At 34.4% G+C, this 18,088-nt stretch carries 15 protein-coding genes; 1 reads left to right on the plus strand and 14 read right to left on the minus strand.

The window, feature by feature from the left end:
• Nucleotides 1–468: 468 nt before the first annotated feature.
• From M0051_RS00740 to M0051_RS00785, 10 genes are all read right to left on the minus strand, one after another.
• The gene (locus M0051_RS00740) at nt 469–1,809 is read right to left on the minus strand and encodes an OprO/OprP family phosphate-selective porin (protein ID WP_306739634.1); all 1,341 of its coding nucleotides are present in this window, start codon (nt 1,807–1,809) and stop codon (nt 469–471) included.
• 36 nt (nt 1,810–1,845) lie between these two features.
• Complete coding sequence (locus tag M0051_RS00745) at nt 1,846–3,156, minus strand: glycerophosphodiester phosphodiesterase family protein (protein ID WP_306739635.1); 1,311 nt, start codon at nt 3,154–3,156, stop codon at nt 1,846–1,848.
• A gap of 57 nt (nt 3,157–3,213) precedes the next feature.
• Nucleotides 3,214–4,551, minus strand: coding sequence for a glycerol-3-phosphate transporter (gene glpT, locus M0051_RS00750; RefSeq protein ID WP_306739637.1), 1,338 nt, complete (start codon nt 4,549–4,551; stop codon nt 3,214–3,216).
• A 537-nt stretch (nt 4,552–5,088) separates the two neighbouring features.
• The gene (glpK, locus tag M0051_RS00755; protein ID WP_306739638.1) at nt 5,089–6,585 is read right to left on the minus strand and encodes a glycerol kinase GlpK; all 1,497 of its coding nucleotides are present in this window, start codon (nt 6,583–6,585) and stop codon (nt 5,089–5,091) included.
• 30 nt (nt 6,586–6,615) lie between these two features.
• Nucleotides 6,616–6,969 carry a PadR family transcriptional regulator gene (locus tag M0051_RS00760; RefSeq protein ID WP_218186081.1) on the minus strand — a complete coding sequence of 118 codons (354 nt, stop codon included), beginning with the start codon at nt 6,967–6,969 and terminating at the stop codon, nt 6,616–6,618.
• Between the two features lie 96 nt (nt 6,970–7,065).
• Nucleotides 7,066–9,261, minus strand: coding sequence for a DUF748 domain-containing protein (locus M0051_RS00765; RefSeq protein WP_306739639.1), 2,196 nt, complete (start codon nt 9,259–9,261; stop codon nt 7,066–7,068).
• Between the two features lie 231 nt (nt 9,262–9,492).
• Nucleotides 9,493–10,314, minus strand: a complete 822-nt coding sequence (locus M0051_RS00770) for a mechanosensitive ion channel family protein (protein ID WP_306739640.1) — start codon at nt 10,312–10,314, stop codon at nt 9,493–9,495.
• 314 nt (nt 10,315–10,628) lie between these two features.
• Nucleotides 10,629–12,392 carry a DEAD/DEAH box helicase gene (locus M0051_RS00775; protein ID WP_306739641.1) on the minus strand — a complete coding sequence of 588 codons (1,764 nt, stop codon included), beginning with the start codon at nt 12,390–12,392 and terminating at the stop codon, nt 10,629–10,631.
• Nucleotides 12,393–12,706: 314 nt separating this feature from the next.
• Nucleotides 12,707–13,099 (minus strand): hypothetical protein, encoded by a 393-nt coding sequence (locus M0051_RS00780; protein ID WP_306739642.1) that lies wholly within the window; start codon nt 13,097–13,099, stop codon nt 12,707–12,709.
• 155 nt (nt 13,100–13,254) lie between these two features.
• Nucleotides 13,255–13,944, minus strand: coding sequence for a hypothetical protein (locus M0051_RS00785; protein WP_306739643.1), 690 nt, complete (start codon nt 13,942–13,944; stop codon nt 13,255–13,257).
• A gap of 235 nt (nt 13,945–14,179) precedes the next feature.
• Here M0051_RS00785 and M0051_RS00790 point away from each other — a divergent pair, with 235 nt between their 5' ends.
• On the plus strand, nt 14,180–15,406 hold the full coding sequence (locus M0051_RS00790; RefSeq protein ID WP_306739644.1) for a carboxypeptidase-like regulatory domain-containing protein: 1,227 nt from the start codon (nt 14,180–14,182) through the stop codon (nt 15,404–15,406).
• A gap of 94 nt (nt 15,407–15,500) precedes the next feature.
• Here the strand turns inward: M0051_RS00790 and M0051_RS00795 are convergent, their stop codons facing one another.
• From M0051_RS00795 to coaE, 4 genes are all read right to left on the minus strand, one after another.
• Nucleotides 15,501–16,025 (minus strand): GNAT family N-acetyltransferase, encoded by a 525-nt coding sequence (locus M0051_RS00795; protein WP_306739645.1) that lies wholly within the window; start codon nt 16,023–16,025, stop codon nt 15,501–15,503.
• A 137-nt stretch (nt 16,026–16,162) separates the two neighbouring features.
• Entirely contained in the window at nt 16,163–16,579 is a 417-nt protein-coding gene (locus M0051_RS00800) for a DUF5606 domain-containing protein (protein WP_306739646.1), read from the minus strand.
• A 91-nt stretch (nt 16,580–16,670) separates the two neighbouring features.
• On the minus strand, nt 16,671–17,390 hold the full coding sequence (locus tag M0051_RS00805) for a TerB family tellurite resistance protein (RefSeq protein WP_306739647.1): 720 nt from the start codon (nt 17,388–17,390) through the stop codon (nt 16,671–16,673).
• Between the two features lie 104 nt (nt 17,391–17,494).
• Nucleotides 17,495–18,085, minus strand: a complete 591-nt coding sequence (gene coaE / locus M0051_RS00810) for a dephospho-CoA kinase (protein WP_306739649.1) — start codon at nt 18,083–18,085, stop codon at nt 17,495–17,497.
• Nucleotides 18,086–18,088 lie beyond the last annotated feature (3 nt).

Raw genomic sequence — 18,088 nt, forward strand, 5'->3', positions numbered from 1 at the left:
TTCCCCATTTTCATATCAAATCTTACTTCTTACATAGTAGTATTAAAATATAAATCCGAATACATAGTACATTGTCTTACTATGTGTTCTTGTCAAAAAAAACGGAAGTATTCTTCCTATTCTATATAAACAAGTTTAAAAAAGGATCTTCCTATTCGAACTTGACACTTACAAAGCTAAATAAAATACTTAGTTATACAAGGTGCTTTGCAAAGAAATAGTCTGTTTTAATTTAGTCTAAAATACAAAACCATCTCACAAACACCATATTTACTGATAAAGGAGCGTTTTATTTTTTTAAACTACAAGTATGAAAAAATAAAAAAAGAGACCTATTTCACTTAGAAATGGTCTCTTTCCCTTTAATAAAATCAATTCAGACAGGTCTGATATTGCCTTTAAATTTAAATTTGATAACGAAAAACTTGCTTAGCTTTAAGCAAGCTTCTCATATATAAAAGCAATTTTTTAAAAATTAACCTGAATTCTTCCTTTAAGAACTCCAATGTTTTTATCTAATGGGTGTTTCTGATTATCAACATCCATATAGTCATAATTCAAGCGGAACATTACATTAGAACTTAAGTAGTAGTTTACAGCTAGACTATAAGTATCAGCTTTTCCACCCTGAATACTCATGTTACCAGCTCCACCTAAAGCAGCATTTAAATCTGCAGGACCATAAGCTCCGTTAAAATAAGTACCATCAACATCATTCAAATCTGTGTGATCGTAACGTACAAGGAATTCGAAAGCTCCTGCTTTAGGTCTTTTAATGTATGCAGTTGAAGAATTATACTTGTAGTTATCTCCCAATAAGAATCCAGCTTGCACATAGTAAGCCTTAGTTTCGATATCACGAAGCTCACCATACCAATCAGGATAATCCTGAGGTTTTACTGGCCATGCATAAGTAACGTAGTATAAAGGACCATCTTTCATTAATCTTGACACATAATCATCATCACGAGTTACTTTTGCTTGAGTATATTCAGCCTGCAACATAAAAGGACCATTCAATGCTAAAGTCTGGAAATTAAATCTCATATCTGACTGTGCTCCATTCATTGTAGCATTTAAAAACTTGTGCTCAGGACCAGCTGCAAATTCAACTACACGGTTGTAATCATCATCGTTGAAGCTTTCGCTAAAGCCATTAGCTTCAGGTTTTCTGTAGGTAAAAGACCCACCTACCTGGAATACGAAATCATCGTTTTGAATTGGAGTATAGGCAACTTTAGAAGTTGTTGAAAACCCTTGATCACCTTTACTGTTATTGTCAACTGTACCTGCAAAAATACCAGTTGCTCCATAGAATTTTTGAGTATAATAAGTATATCCCAAACCAACTCCACGACCAATACCCATTGCTTGAGTTGTATTAGAAGCACCAATAAATCTTAGATTTTTACTTGATTCGGCAGCTTCAATTCCAAATGGTTCAAAGAAATTACCCACAGTAAAAGTACTGTTCTTCTTGTGGTGATATCTTAAAAATGCATCTTTAATTTTCACCTCATCATTACCAAAACCAACATTAACCTTAGCACTCCATTTTCCCCATCTTACACTTGTTCCAAATCGAATATCATTAATTGACACATCAGAACTTAAATCAGTAACATCATCAAAATAGTGAACACCATCCATGTAAATTCTACCATTAATACTTACTTGGTATTCTTTATCCGCAGAAGTCAATTTAATTCCTCCATTCGGATTTTCTACAGAGATTTTATTTTCCTGAGCATTTGCTCCTGAAGCTAACACTCCCGTTAATAAGGCAGCTATATATAATTTTTTAAACATATTACTTTTGCTTAATAATTTGTAAATAGAAATTGATTAGTATCCTAAAGCGTCTAGTACCTCTTGAGCAGTACCAATTACTTCACGTTTCTGGTAATTCATAGAAAGGTCTGTTAGGTTAGTAAATCCACCATCGATAAACATATTTGAATTTACATCGTAATTAAAGTTTCCTTGTACAGTTCTATTTGGATCTTCGAAACGTGAAACACCACCGTAGAAGTAATCTCCATTATATTTTCTTAACTGATCTTCAGTATCGAATGAGTATGCATGAATAAGCATACCTGCTCTGTGATACATTTCACACATCCAAGGTTCAGTAAGATCTGGGTATCCATTAGGCTTACCTTCGATTGAAGGACCAGCAATATGACAATTGTATTCTACCGAAAAGTTGATAAATTCAGCCAAAGACTCAATTGTATTAGATGGTCTCACATATGAAGCACTTTCATCTTCCCATAATAACATACATTTTGGTACTCCTGGTAATTCTCTTTCAAGATTAACAATTGATTGTCTTGAAAAAGACTGTAAAATGAATCGTCCATTTGTGTTCGCTACGTCAACTTTTCCTGGTGTTGTAGGAATTGTTTTTGGAGAAGCAGTTACATTCCATCCTTCTGCAGTTAAGAATTTTGCCAAATCAGCTTCCATACCTGAAAATAAGTAAGGCTCTTTAGTCTCAGCATATACTCCTGGACGGTTACCATTATCTTGTGGATCAACTTCAAATTCGTAATATCCTGCCCACTCTCCAGCTTCTGTAAGTCTGGTCATATCTTTTACAGGCTCTCCATTCACATCTCTTTTGATTCTGTATCCTTCTGCAATTTTTATTACTTCTTCAAGGGTTGAGATTTTCTCACCTACAAATGATTCTCTTGCATTTTCAGGCACATCAACATTAAACCAAGCACCTGCATCAAGTTTTCTCAACTCAGCCAAAGTAAAGTAGCTTACTGGATAATCTTCTTTACCAGGGAAAACACTCTCAATATTGGATGTTCTTCTTAAGTTATTGTCATGAAGAGCCAACAATACACCATCTTTTGTTCTTTGTAAGTCAATTTCAAGATAGTCAGCCCCCATATTTCTAGCCCAACGGAAAGCTGCTTCTGTCTCTTCAGGAGCCCAAAAAGTTGAACCTCTATGTGCAATTACAATATCTTTCTTAACGTAATCTCTTACTACTTTAGCTTCAGCACTTAACTCCTTTAATGGATACGTTTGATAATAATTAAATTCATTATAATCTGGTGTATCATCTTCACACCCTACTAAACCTACACTACATAAGGCCATCGCACCTAACAATAGGTTCTTAAGATTAAATTTTTCCATATTATTTAAATTTTGAAGGTTAATTTCTATTTATGATTAAATCTTTACTTCCAATTTTTAATGATGTATTCCGTTGTGTCCTCTTAATTCTTGCAACCAGGAAATCGCGATAAATAGAATTGATAAAACACATGCTCCCAATAGAACAATAAAACCACCTGTCCAACTCCATTTGTCAACAACCGCACCCATTGCAATATTGGCAAAAAGAGCACCTCCCATATATCCAAACAAGCCAGTTAAACCAGCAGCTGTACCAGCAGCTTTTTTAGGAACCAAATCAAGAGCATGAACACCAATAAGCATTACTGGGCCATAGATTAAGAAACCAATACATACTAATGCAATTGAATTTGCAACAATAGAGTCGCTAGTCCAGTACATGAATACTGAGATAGTTACAAGTACCATATAAATAATACTTACAGGAGCACGTTTTCCCTTAAATACACTATCACTTAAATATCCACACAAAAGAGTTCCAGGTATACCCGCCCATTCATAAGCAAAATATGCCCAACCAGTTTCTTCAATAGAGAAGCCTTTAGCCTCTTCAAGGTATAATGGAGCCCAATCTAAAACACCGTAGCGTACCAGGTAAACGAAAGCATTGGCTATTGCAATCATCCACAAAAGTCTGTTCTTAAGAATATATTCTAGAAAAATTTGCTTTGCAGACATTTCTTCTTCAAACTTTTCTGAATATGAATCAGGATAATCGTCTTTATATTTCTCGATATTTGGTAAACCACATGATTGAGGTGTATCTCTTATTAATAACCAAGCTATAAATGCCACAAGCAATGCTACCAGACCGGGAAAATACAATTTGGCCTGCCAGTCAACAAAAATTGCTACACCTAAAATTGCCAAAGGACCGATAATACCTCCACCAACATTATGGGCTACATTCCAAACAGACATTTTTGTTCCTCGCTCTCGAATAGAAAACCAATGCACCATTACGCGACCGCAAGGAGGCCATCCCATTCCCTGAAACCATCCGTTCAACAATAACAGAACAAACATTATGGCTATTGATGATGTTGCAACTGGTAGTATCCCCATAGCAATCATTGTAATTGCTGACAATACCAACCCAAGAGTTAAGAACCGACGAGCATTACTTCTGTCCGAAACATTTCCCATTATGAACTTACTCAATCCATATGCAATAGATACTCCTGATAATGCGAATCCTAACTCTGTTTTAGAATATCCTAAATTCACTAAATCTGGCATTGCTAATGAGAATACCTTTCTAACTAGGTAATAACCTGCATAACCTAAGAATATCCCTAAAAACACTTGCAGACGCAATCGTTTGTAAACTGGGTCAATTTTGTTCTCAGGCAGCATCTCTTTATGAGCAGCCGGCTTTAAAAATCCAATCATTTTAAAATAAATTTATGGTTATTGTAATTTTGAATATTTTTAACTTTTGTAAGAATGTTATTTACAACTCGCACTCCCAGAAATCCCAAATACTTTTATTAACAACATCATCTTGTTTTATTGATATCCTTTTATTCGAATCAATTATCTCTGAAAAAAAATGTATATAAACAATTCTCTAGTTTTTCATCAAATCTGACATCTTTCATAGTAGCATTGAAAAATAAATCCTAATACAAAGCACATTGCTTAACTATGTATATGGAGTAAAAAAAATGTTCACTAACTCTTTGTATTAACTCTATGTATTAACTTTATGTTACTCGTATGTTAATTTAACGTTAAGTGAATGCGACAAAACTAAATAAAATACTTAGCAATGCAATGTGCATAGTTAAAAAAGATACTATTTATAACTATTCCAAAATACCATATCGTCATAATAGCTTAAATAACAAATCCATACACATACCTAAAAAAAATAAAAAGGGTTATTTCAAATTTGAAATAACCCTTTTTATTTTTAATTATTCATTTTTATTCATCCGCATCTATCCAGTTTTGAGATCTGCTAACTGCCTTCTCCCAATATTTTTTATGATGCTTCACTATTTCTTCATCCATTTTCACTTCATATTCTTTTTCCAGTTTCCAATGATCTTGGATCTCCTCAACACTATTCCAAAATCCTACACCTAAACCAGCCAAATAAGCAGCTCCAACAGCAGTAATTTCTTTAATTTCTGGTCGTACAATTGGTATACCTAAAAAATCGGCTTGATATTGAAGCAAGGTATCATTTGCCATTAATCCTCCACCCCTTAATTGCTCCACTTTTATACCTGAATCGGCTTCCATGGTTTTCAAAACATCAGATGATCTATGAGCAATACATTCTAATGAAGCACGAGCAATATGTCCAATACTAGTCCCCATATTTAACCCCCAAAAGGTGCCTCTTGCATATTGATCCCAGTAAGGTGCACCTAGTCCGGTAAAAGAAGGAACAATATAAACTCCTCCATTATCTTTTTCCGTTAGTGCAAGTAATTCAATTTCCTCAATGGAGTGTATTAGGTTTAAGCTATCGCGTAACCATTGCACAACAGCTCCTCCAATAAAAACACTTCCTTCCAATGCATAGGTAGGCTTATCTCCAATTCCCCAAGCTATTGTCGTAATCAAATCATTTTTTGACTCTACAGGCTCATCACCTGTATTCATCAACATGAAACATCCTGTATTGTAGGTGTTTTTCACCATCCCTTTCTCGAAACACGCTTGTCCAAAAAGTGCGGCCTGCTGATCACCACAAATCCCGGAAATTGGAATCTCCTCACCAAACATCGATCTGCGGGTATGTCCATAAATTTCACTAGATGAACAAACTTTTGGAAGAATTGATTCCGGAATATCAAGTAATTCCAACAACTCCTTATCCCAACACAAATCATGGATATTGTAAAGCATTGTGCGACTAGCATTCGAAACATCTGTAATGTGAAGCTCTCCTTTGGTCAACTTCCAAATTAACCAGCTATCTACAGTTCCAAATGCAAGCTTACCCTGCTCTGCTTTTTCTCTGGCTCCTTCAATATTATTTAGTAACCACTGTATTTTAGTTGCAGAAAAGAAGGCATCTAAAATCAGTCCTGTCTTTTCTTTGATCTTTTGTGAATATCCTTGCTCCTTTAATTTATCACAAAGGTGTGACGTTCTTCTATCCTGCCAAACTATTGCATTGTTAATTGGTTCTCCCGTTTCTCTATCCCAAATAATTGTGGTTTCTCTTTGATTGGTAATCCCAATACCCGCAATATCTTTTCCTGTAAGTCCAGTTTTTGACAACACCTCCTCAGCAACTGATGCTTGCGAATACCAAATTTCCTTGGCATCTTGCTCAATCCATCCTGGCTTAGGATAATATTGCTCATATTCCTTCTGAACTTGCGCAACTATTTCGCCTTTTTTATTAAATAAAATTGCTTTTGAAATTGACGTCCCCTGATCTAAGGATAAAATATAATCTCTCATTCCTCTGGTAATTAATTGCATTTAACAGTTTTACGCGTTCTCCTTTATCCTTGTAATAGATAGATTTAAAGAATCAACATACTCTCTCATTACTTCCAAATGTGAAGCACCTTCATTGGTAAGTTTGTAGTATTTTCTTGGAATACCAGTATCCATTTCCGCCCATTCCGAAGTAACCAACTTCTCTTTTTTGAGTCGGTTTAAAAGTGGGTAAATTGTACCCTCTGCAATTTCCAGGGAAGTAAACTGATTCATTTCACTAATTAATTCGTAACCATAACATGGTTTCGATCTTAACAATAGGAGAATAATGTATTCCAACAGTCCCTTTTTAAATTGAGACTTCCATTTTGTTATAAAGTATTCGTTGATTTCGTGATTCATGGTGTAACAAACATATAAAAAAATACATAGTTTTACAAGATATCTTGCAAGAGTATAGTCTTAAAATGCACTATGAAATTCCAGATTATATACTAACTACTTAATAGATACCTCTACTCTAAATTTTGGCTTTTTTTGTTGATCAGAAAGATTTCTTAAATCTGCTGTTTTCACAATAAAATTATCCTGAGGAACATGCAAACTATCCAATAAGTAACTTGTTATTTCTTTACTTCTCGTATCAATCAAGGAATCAAGCATTTGATTGGCTTTTACATTTCCAACCTGTTCAAAACAAAGCTCTACCAAGGTTTTTGAAATTCCTGTACTATCCTTAACAAGGTAATTTCTAAATTCTGGAGATTGATTTGCCCAATTTTCTAATTTCTTACTTTTCAAATTCGGAGCTTCTTCAGAATTATATTTGAAATAATCATTCACACAATCTTGAAGAATCAAATAATTCCTCTCTTGGTTGATATCCGTTTCTTGAGTAAATGAGAAGACCAATTCATTTTTCTTCTGTAAGATTTCTGAAATATCCTTTAAAGTTGATTTTTCTTTATCATCAAGTGAAACCCTTGAGTAATCCAATTGAATTGTTTCAATATTTTCAGGGTTTGTACCAGTGATGCTTCCAAGAATACCAAATGGCTTAGCTGCAGTCTTTACCAAGAAATTCATTAAAGTTTTCCAGATAATTTTGCCAAGCTTAAAATCTGGTTCATTTGGATTACCCGATACTGGCAAATCGAATTGGATGATATCATTTTGATCTTTTAGCAGATACAAAGCCAGTCTAACCGGTGCCTTTATGGCATTTGGATCCTTTGTTTTATTACCAAAGTCAAATTCTGAAATTTTAATATTGTTTTGATTGTCTAAATGATTAGGCTTAATATTAATCATACAATCGTAGTTTAAAGTACCTTGAGTTATCGGTCTTGCAATATAAAACTCGGTGTAAGGTGAGAAACTCATCAATTCCAATCCGGTAACTTTCGTTTTCAAATTAAAATCGTAAACTTCCTGCAAATTGAAATTTAAGTTTCCCTTCAATTCTCCTCCTGCATTTAATTGCATTGAGTAATTTAAAGGTACATTATCTGCTGTTTCTGTTATTTCGCCTATATTCAGTGCAATATCTTTAATATCATAAACAAAATCACGATTTAAAGTTTTATCGGAAAATTGTAACAAACCACCTTTAACAATTACACTATCAACAGCGTAAAATAACGATTGATCCTGTTTTAATGTATCCAGCTTAACTTCTGGCAATTCACTAGTATCAACAGCCATTATGGGTTCAAACACCCTTTCAATATTAGTGTTCTCTTTAAACAAAGTAGCGTATATCTCAGGCTCATTTATTACAACCTTCCCGATTTCGTAATGAGATGTACCAATATTTAAGGAATCTAGGTTTACGCTTGTAGATTTTACAGCAAGAAAGCGATTTCCTTCCAAATCATTTAATGAGAAATTCTGCAAACTGGTATTTCCTTTAACAAATACATCCATAAAATCTGTCATACTTCCGTCGATTTTTAGAGATGTATTTATTTTCCCTTCCATACTCGAAATCTTCATATAATCCTTGGCATAAGCCATAAAAGGTTTAATGTTAATATCACTAACCTTTAAATCAATCATATATCTTTCATTGGCGTGATCTACATTTGCATTGATACCAACATTACCTTCTCCCCCAATGGAAAAATCTACTCCCATTTCAGATTTTTGATTGTCCCATGCAATCAATGGCAAGTTCAGATTAATATTCTTTAAATCAAGCAAATTATCTTTTTGCTTATCAAAGTATCCGATGTAGCCATTTTTTATTTCAATATCATAAATAGAAAATTTAGTGCTTTTACTCTCTTGATTCACCTGAACCGTGTCGGTTGTTTCTTCTTCGCTCACCAATAAATCATCAAAGTTAAATCCAAGACTATCCTGAATAACAGATACATTTAATCCATCCAAATAAATTTGTGATACTGAATACTCGCCGGAAATCAACTTCCAAGGAGAAACATTAACATACAACTCATTGAATGACACAAACTGATCGGTATCATTACTTTCATACAAGCAAAAGCCATTTACTCGAACCGAAACTTTGGCGTAATTAAAGTGCAATTCTGCAATTTCAAGTTTTCTGCCTATGAGTTCTTCCGAATGGTTAACAAGGTAGTTTTTCACTATTGTTGAGAGGAGAAAGAATGATAACACAAGTACTGTGAGAATTGACAATAATAGGATCTTCTTTCTGGATAATCTTTTCATCTGTTAATATTATTATTTTCAATTGTACAATGAAACTTTTCATTCCTATATAATCATCCTCGCATGTGTCTCGATAGTAACCGGGATAATAATTTACTCATGAACGTTTCATGCTTCTTATTTAAATTGATATATCAAAACTAGCAATTAGTTTATGATTTATTATACCTCTTTTAAATTTTCGATAAAAAAAGGAGGCTCTTGCCTCCTCCTGATTTTAACCCTAAATTATTAATGATTATAAACATGAATATCTCTTTGTGGGAATGGAATTCCAATATCGTTCTTATCAAATTCCTTTTTCACTGTTTCTTGCATGTAAAAGAATACTTCCCAGTAATCAGCAGCATTAACCCAAGCACGAACCGCAAAGTTCACCGAACTATCAGCCAATTCTGATACTGCTATAAAATGAGCAGGGTCCTTTAGAACCTTTGGATGATTGGCTAATAATCCTTCAAGAACTCCTTTTGCTTTGTCAATATCATCAGAATAACCAATTCCAAAAGTCATATCTACCCTACGAGTAGGTTGAGTTGAATAATTAATCATTGATCCAGTAGACAAGCCGCCATTAGGAATAATAATGGTTTTATTATCTAGCGAAAGTAAAATTGTGTTGAAAAGCTGAATTTCTTTAACTACTCCAAGATAGCCTTGAGCTTCTAACAAATCACCAACCTTAAATGGTTTGAAAATTAGAATTATTACTCCACCAGCAAAGTTCTGCAAAGTTCCAGACAAGGCCATACCAATAGCTAAACCCGCGGCACCCAATATTGCTATAAAAGAAGTCATTTGTACACCAATCATTCCTACAACAGCAATGAAAAGCATAATCTTCAGCATAATAGATAGAATACTAACAATAAATGGTTTTAAAGTAGGATCCAATTCATTCTTATCCATTATTTTTCCAATCCCTTTGGAAATTGCCTTAATAATCCATAGACCAATTATAAGGGTAATAATAGCCAACAAAAGTTTAGGTGCATATTCCAAAGCCATTGTCCACAACTGGTCCGATTTCTCAAACATCTTATTCAAATCCATAATTAATAGGTTTAATATAAATAATCTCTTATTAGTTCGTCAAACTGTAAAGTTCAAACATAAAAAAAATTCCAAATGGAATTCATAGATTAAATTTAAATAAAAATCAGCGTAAATTAAAACCTATACGTCTTTAATTAATTGTGAATTGTTAGAAAATCAATGCTAATAATATTTAGTTTTTCTTAAACAATATAAAGCAACAAAGAAGTTAACCTCCTAATACATTCACAATTAATAAAGTAATATCCTATCAAATAAATGCTGGCTTATACATTTGAAGATGAAAAAACCATGAGCAAAAAAAAAGAGGCTTACGCCTCTTTTCTCCTTCTGTCCGAATATCTTTTTCCATCGCTTTTTCCTCTGCGATCTTTGGAAGAATCTCTCCTGCCATATCCTCGATCTCTGCGATCTCCTCTATCACGATCACCACTTCTAGAACGTCCTTTTCGAGGAGCTCTATCTGAAGTAGGTCTATCGCCTGACACTTCAATTCTGATTTTTCTGCCACCAATTACAGCACCAGCAAAACCTTTAATAATATCATCGGTAAATCCTTTTTCAACATCAAAGAATGAGAAAACACCTTTCAAATCGACTCTACCAACGTTTTTACCACGAACACCACATTGTTTGTGAATTAAATTCAACAAACGAGGTACATCAATTCCGTCTTTCTTACCAATATTGATAAACATACGGTCTTCGCCCTTGTTGCCTTCTTTTTTGTTTCGGCGTTGAGTAGTTGATTTCAGATTCAAATCATCGGCATTCTTGTAATACTCCCAAAAACGGTTGAATTCCAATGAAACAAAACGCTTGATTAAATCTTCGCGACTTAATTCTACCAGCTCTTCGTTAATTCCATCGATAAATGTTGCAATTTCTTCCTCTTCAACCTCAACTTGGTTAACGCGCTGCATAAAGTTCATCAACTGTCTTTCGCAAACCTCTTTACCTACAGGAATTTTTACCTGCTCAAAATCGGTTTTTAATCTTCTCGAAAGATCCTTTACTTTACGCTCCTCTCTTGGAGTAACCAAAGCAATAGAAATTCCTTTCTTTCCTGCACGAGCTGTACGACCGCTTCGGTGAGTATAGAATTCCAACTCATCAGGCAAGTTGTAATGAATTACGTGAGAAAGATCATCCACATCGATACCACGAGCCGCAACATCAGTAGCAACCAATAACTGCAAAGAGCGATTTTTAAAGTTACGCATTACCCTGTCGCGCTGAACCTGGGTTAAATCCCCATGCAAAGCATCGGCATTGTAACCATCTTTCATTAACAATTCGGCAACTTCCTGAGTTTCCTTTCGGGTTCTACAGAAAATAATACCGTAAATGTCCGGGTAAAAATCCACAACACGTTTCAATACATTGTAACGGTCGCGATTGTTCAACATGTAATATTGATGAGAAATATTCTTGTTGGTTGTATTTGCTTTTCCTACGGTTACCTCGGTAGGATCTGTCATGTAATTTTTAGAGATTCGTCGAACTTCTGGTGGCATAGTTGCTGAGAACAACCAAGTCACTTTTTCTTCGGATGTAGTAGACAAGATGGCATCAATGTCTTCTTTAAATCCCATGTTCAACATTTCATCTGCCTCATCAAGAATTAAATATTCAACAGCAGATAAATTAACAGCCTTCCTTCTAATTAAATCAAGAAGACGCCCTGGGGTAGCCACAATCACGTGTGCTCCTCTTTTCAGTTTTCGAATTTGCTCTTCGATACTTGCACCCCCGTACACATTCACAACGTTCAGGTTTAAGATATTCTTTGAGAATGTCTTAAGATCATCTGCAATTTGGATTCCCAATTCTCTTGTAGGAGATAGAATCAAAGCTTGCGGTATTTTCACCTGTGGCTCGATAAGCTCAAGCAAAGGTAAACCGAAAGCCGCCGTTTTTCCTGTTCCGGTCTGAGCCAATCCCACAAAATCAGATCTTCCGTCGAGAAGAACCGGGATAGCTTGTTCTTGGATAGGAGTTGGGGTTTCGAAGCCTAATTCGGAAATAGCTTCTAGTATGGCCTTTGATAGACCAAGATTTTCAAATGAATTCATTCTATAATTTTTATGAGCCGCAAAGGTAGCAATTAAAATACGAAGTAAAGCTTATTTTGAATAGAATGATACAAATTAAATTTCAATGGTTAATTTTCTGATTTTTAAAGAGAAAGATTCAAATCATTTATCTATTATTTTCTCTATTTTTTCTTTAATTAATATGATGTATAATGATGATGATAATTCTTGAAAGGATATATCATTTCAAGGCCTGTTTTTATAAATCAGATTACATTTTATCGAGAGATCCATCTATACAAAAAAACCGCCTCGCAATGCGAAACGGAAAATATCTAGTTTTGTTAATTTCTTTATTTTACCAACATGAAAACCACCTCGGACTTTATGGCTGATGGCAATTCGATTTTACGAAGCTCCAAACTTCTCATCCAGCCAGCAATTTCCTTTTCTTTCAAGCTGTATAAGACTTCTCGAAATTCATCGATCTGATCGTCATTGTAATCATTCTCCTCGAAGTTTTTGTAAACATCCAATTCCTCATCTTCATAATAGATGATTTCCTCTGACATTTTATTCAGAATATCAGTTTCGCAAATTTCATGCGCACCACAACACTCTTCCATTGGCTCAGCCACTGGTTCTTCTTCAACCTCCCCCTTACGCGCTCTTAGCTTTTGTCCAATCCAGGTAGAAAGGAACGCAATTGCGGCAATCACTACAAGCGATATCAATAAAACTTCCATAGGTGCAAAACTAAAAATTAAGATCTATTAAATCAAGATATCTAGATATACTTTTTAGCACAAGGTTTTTCTTCCTTTATCCCTAAAACAACAAAACCATGAATCATAAGATCATATCCAGTGATTCATGGTTTATTTTTGGGGAAATTTACAGTCTATTTCTTTCCTGTAGCCTTCTCGTATTGTTTTTTGAATAGATTTCTTTGATTGGTCATGAATTCAAGTTCTTCTTCCAATCTCTTTTTCTCTTTTCTAAGCCATCCTAGTTTACCATCTTTATCTTTAATCTGTTTCATCAAGGCCGAAATTTCATTCTCTTTACGAGCTACAGCTTCATTTGATTTTTTCTTTTCAGTCTCCAACTTCTTTTTGTCCCATTCTGCCTCAACTCCAGCTGCTTTTAAGTCTTGTGCCAACTTGGTCGAATCTGATTTTAAAGTTTGAATTTGTTTTTTCAAATCAGCTATTGCTCCTTCGTTATTGCTATTCTGATTAATCAGATCGTTATATTTGGATAGCGTTTCTTGCAATCTTGATTTTAAAGCTGTTGTATCCGATGCCAATCCCATCAGTTCGGTACTCAACTCGTCAATTTCGGTATTCTTTTTGGCATTGCTTTCGGCCATACTGTTTTTCATCTCGTTATACTCTGCCAAAGTTTTGTCCAACTTTGAGTTTAACTGAGTGATTTGCTTTTTCTTTTTTGAGTTCTCCTTATCTAAGGCAGATACTTTTGCATCACTTCTACGCTTTGCATATTCAAGTTCTTCGTATTTTTTCTTTGAAACAACACATGATGTTAGCATTAAGGATGCCAAAGACAGAACAAGCAATTTACTTCTCATAGGACTTATATTTTAATTCGTAGTTGATTATCTATATCTATAACTGAAATACAAGCGAAGATATTTTTTATTCAACAAAAAATAAATATTTCTGATCAAAATTAACATTTTTTAAAAGTATTCTCATAAGAATCGCTTTTCTAGCTCTTATATTAACATATCTTTGTAGATCGTGATTACCAAATATAACTTGGTAAAGAATTTGAAAAACAGAATAGAAACAATCCTACATATCATGCAAAAATTTAAATTATTGCTTGTAATGCTATGTGCATTCTCGCTAACAGGTTTTTCGCAGGAAAACGAAAACAAACAAGACAATTCAGATATCATTAGAATTGTTGGTAAACTAACCAACAAACAAAATAACGAGCCAATAGCATTTGCCAATGTTGGTGTTATTGGATCGTATATTGGAGCTGCTTCGAATTTGGATGGAATTTTTGAGTTTAAAATTCCTGGGAAATATAGCGAACAAATGATTCAAGCTTCTGCGGTTGGCTTTTCAACTTTTACGGCAAAGGTTTCTGAATGCACTCAGATAGATACGCTTGAGATCATATTGACACCCAAAAACTACAATATTGGTGAAGTTGAGGTAATGGCTGAATCGCTGGTTCTGCAAAAAAGAATTAAAACTGCACTTGAAAGAATTCCTGAAAACTACCTTCAAACCCCTTTCAACTACGATGTTTATTATCGATCGGAAAAGTTTGAGAACGAAAAATTGAACAGACTTCGAGAAGCTGCCGTTAGAATTTATGACGACAAAGGATATCAGCGTGCAGATGCATACCAAGTTTTCAAAGAACGTGGATACAAATTCCTACAGGTGCGCAAAAACTTCGAACCAGCTTCTTTGGCTGATGGTTCAACCTTTTTAGATGAATTGCTTGAAATGGATATCGTAAGAAGTCGCGGTAATGTTTTAAACGGAAATCACATTAGCTTTTACGATTTAAAATTAGATCAGATTACAGAGTATGAGAATGATTCAATTTGGGTAATTAGTTATAAAAGCAAACGCCCGATGCTAAGTAATACAGGCGATTACTATGCAAAAAGTTATTCTGGCAAATTGTACATTAAAACCAAAGATTATGCAATAATTAAGAATGAAACTCATGTTGTTGCTACAAATTACTCGTCTCAAGGAAGAAGTTTTTACGTGAATGAGAACAGGCAAAAATGGCAACCTTTAAAAATCGAATATGATTTTAGCGTGACTTACAAGCAACACTCTGGCAGATACTACCTAAGCTATGTAAATTACAAGCGCCACCACGAATTGAAAGAAAAAGAAACTGGCATTCCAAAATCACTTGATATCAATACGGAAATGCTAATCACAAAGATTAATACTGAAAATCCGGAAATAATAGAGAAAAGAGCATATTATGAGAATATGCCTTACGACAAAAAGTTCTGGGATTCATACAATATAATTTTCGATGGAGAATAAAAAAAAGAGGCGTTCGCCTCTTTTTTTTCTAACGTGAAACATATGACAAAGACGTAACAGTTCAAAGACGTAGCGATGCTACGTCTCTACAAGATCATATTCTTACAATGACATAAACCATTTGGTCCATAAACTGTCCATTCTTATAGATTGCTGATTTTTGGATTGATTCCAATTCAAAACCAGCCTTCTCCAAAACTATCGACGAAGCTTTATTCCCGGAAAATACATATGCATATAATCGAACAATTGGAAAGTTTTGAAATGCCAATTCAACCATCTCTTTCACCACATTGGTCATTATACCCCTGTTCCAAAACTCTTCACCTAACCAATAACCCAATTCGGCTGATTTTTTATAAACATCCTTTTGTCTTTCTACACCAATTGCCCCTATTACTTCTTCATTAAGAGTTATTGCCAAGTTATAAGAATCAATTGTTCTGTTCGCAAAACGCACCCAAGTAACGGCATCCGAGTAAGTATATGGTTTTGGGAAGCTATCCTTTAAAAATTTAGCTACAGAAGCATTATCTGCATATTTCACCAAGCTTTTTTCATCACCTTTTTGCCATTTTCTTAGCACTACATTTTGCTTCTCTACCTTTACTGATTCCATAACACTTGCATTTAAAATTGAAAATCAAAACAATAACCCAGAAACAAGTTCTTGAAAATATCGATTCGACGCAATTTTCAGGCACAAAAAAACCACCTTAAAACTAAGGCGGTTTGCAAAATATTTAGAATTGAAATTTACTCTTCAGTACTTTCAACCTCTTCATCTTTGTCAAGATCTTCAAGAAGGTTGTTTTCTTGCAGTAAATTATACCACTGGAATATTTTCTTCATATCCGATACATAAACTCTATCTTCATCGTAGTTAGGCAATACTTCACCCATGTATCCTTTCAATTCATTTCCTGAAGCTTTATGGCTGATTGCCTTTCCTCCGTTTTCTTTCTCTTTAATGTTTTTGAAAACGTCAGCCAATGGCACATCTCCTTCATCTGTAAAAATTGCGATATCTTCCAATGCACTAATTTTTGAAGTTGCATAAGCTGGCATGCGTTTTTTATCAACCAACGATTCTACAATCAAAGCATTTTTTGCATTCGATACCATTTTAAAAAGACCCGAATGTCCTGATATAGCTAATATTCCTTTCAACATATTTTCAAATTTTAATTTTGGAAGCACAAATTTATAATTCCATAGTATTATACAAAACTATTTGGCAAAAAATAGTTTAAAAGCTTTTGTTTTATGCAAATCCTCTCTCTTTCTTAATTTTCTCGAAAGCTTCATTTACCTTCTGAAACTTCTCTTTTGCAGCCTCTTGAACATCTTCACCAAGATAACTTACCTTATCGGGATGATATTTTACAGCCATTTTTTTGTAGGCTTTTTTCACCTCTTCATCAGTAGCATCCTTGGTTAATCCAAGAATCTTATAACTCGAATCAGTATCCTGCACAAACATGGACTTGATAGAAGAATAATCACTTCCTTGAATTCCCAAATAGTATGATATCTTATCGATAATTGCTTGTTCCGAACTTGAGATAGATCCATCAGCCTGTGCGATCCCAAACAAAAAATGCATCAACTGCAATCTCGAAGAATAATCAAGATTAGCCTGAACCTGTCTGCAAACCTGTTCAACATGAATATTTTGCTTTAAAATATCTTTAAGCATTCCAACTGCTTCTGTAGCACGCGCAGTTCCGAAGCTTTTCACCAAATTGGCTTTTACGTAATCCAGTTCCGAACGAAGTACCTTGCCGTCAGCTTTCATTACCGCTGCTACCAGCACCAGTAAACTCATAACAAAATCTCCCTGGCGAGTTTGACCTGCTACCTTCCCTCCTTCTATTTCAATTGTATCAAAAGCAGAACCAACAAGATATCCCAAAATACCTCCAATTGGTCCAAGAAAAGCCCAGCCTAAACCTCCGGCTATCCATTTTCCATATTTACCCATATGTGGTAATCAATTTTTAATGTATTATTAATATCTGGCAGAAAAAACTAGAAAGCTTTAAATATAGTATAATTAAGGTTCTTTCTCCGATTTATCGCAAAACCTTAACAAAGTTTAACACCCAAAAGTTCCTTATGAATTTCCATAATTTGAGGCAGTATTAAATCCGAATTGTTATAAATCACAAAATTTGATTTTTCGATTTTCTCACTTTCGGAAATCTGATTCTTCATGCGCTCCTTCACAGCATTAATATCAACTCCATCACGGTCCATTACACGCTTAATTCTAAGTTCTTCATCTGCCGTAACACAAATAATCTTATCAAAATTCTTGTACAAGCCTGTATCAAATAATATTGCAGATTCTTGTATTACATATGGCGATTGCTGATTCTCGCTCCAGCTTTGAAAATCATTCCTAACAACAGGATGAACGATAGCGTTAATATCCTGCAAAGCCTTAGGGTTGTTAAAAATAATATCAGAAAGGTATTTTCTATTAAGATAGAGATCCTCAGTATATACATCGGGCCCAAATCTTTCAATTAACTTGGCTCTGATTTCATCACTTTCTAACATTAAGCGTTTTGCTTCCTTATCGGAAACATACACTGGAATTCCTAATAATTTAAACACTTCGGCTACAATAGATTTTCCAGTACCAATTCCTCCTGTTAATCCTATTTTCAGCATGAC

The sequence above is a fragment of the Marinifilum sp. D714 genome (assembly GCF_030851345.1).
Classification (GTDB): domain Bacteria; phylum Bacteroidota; class Bacteroidia; order Bacteroidales; family Marinifilaceae; genus Marinifilum.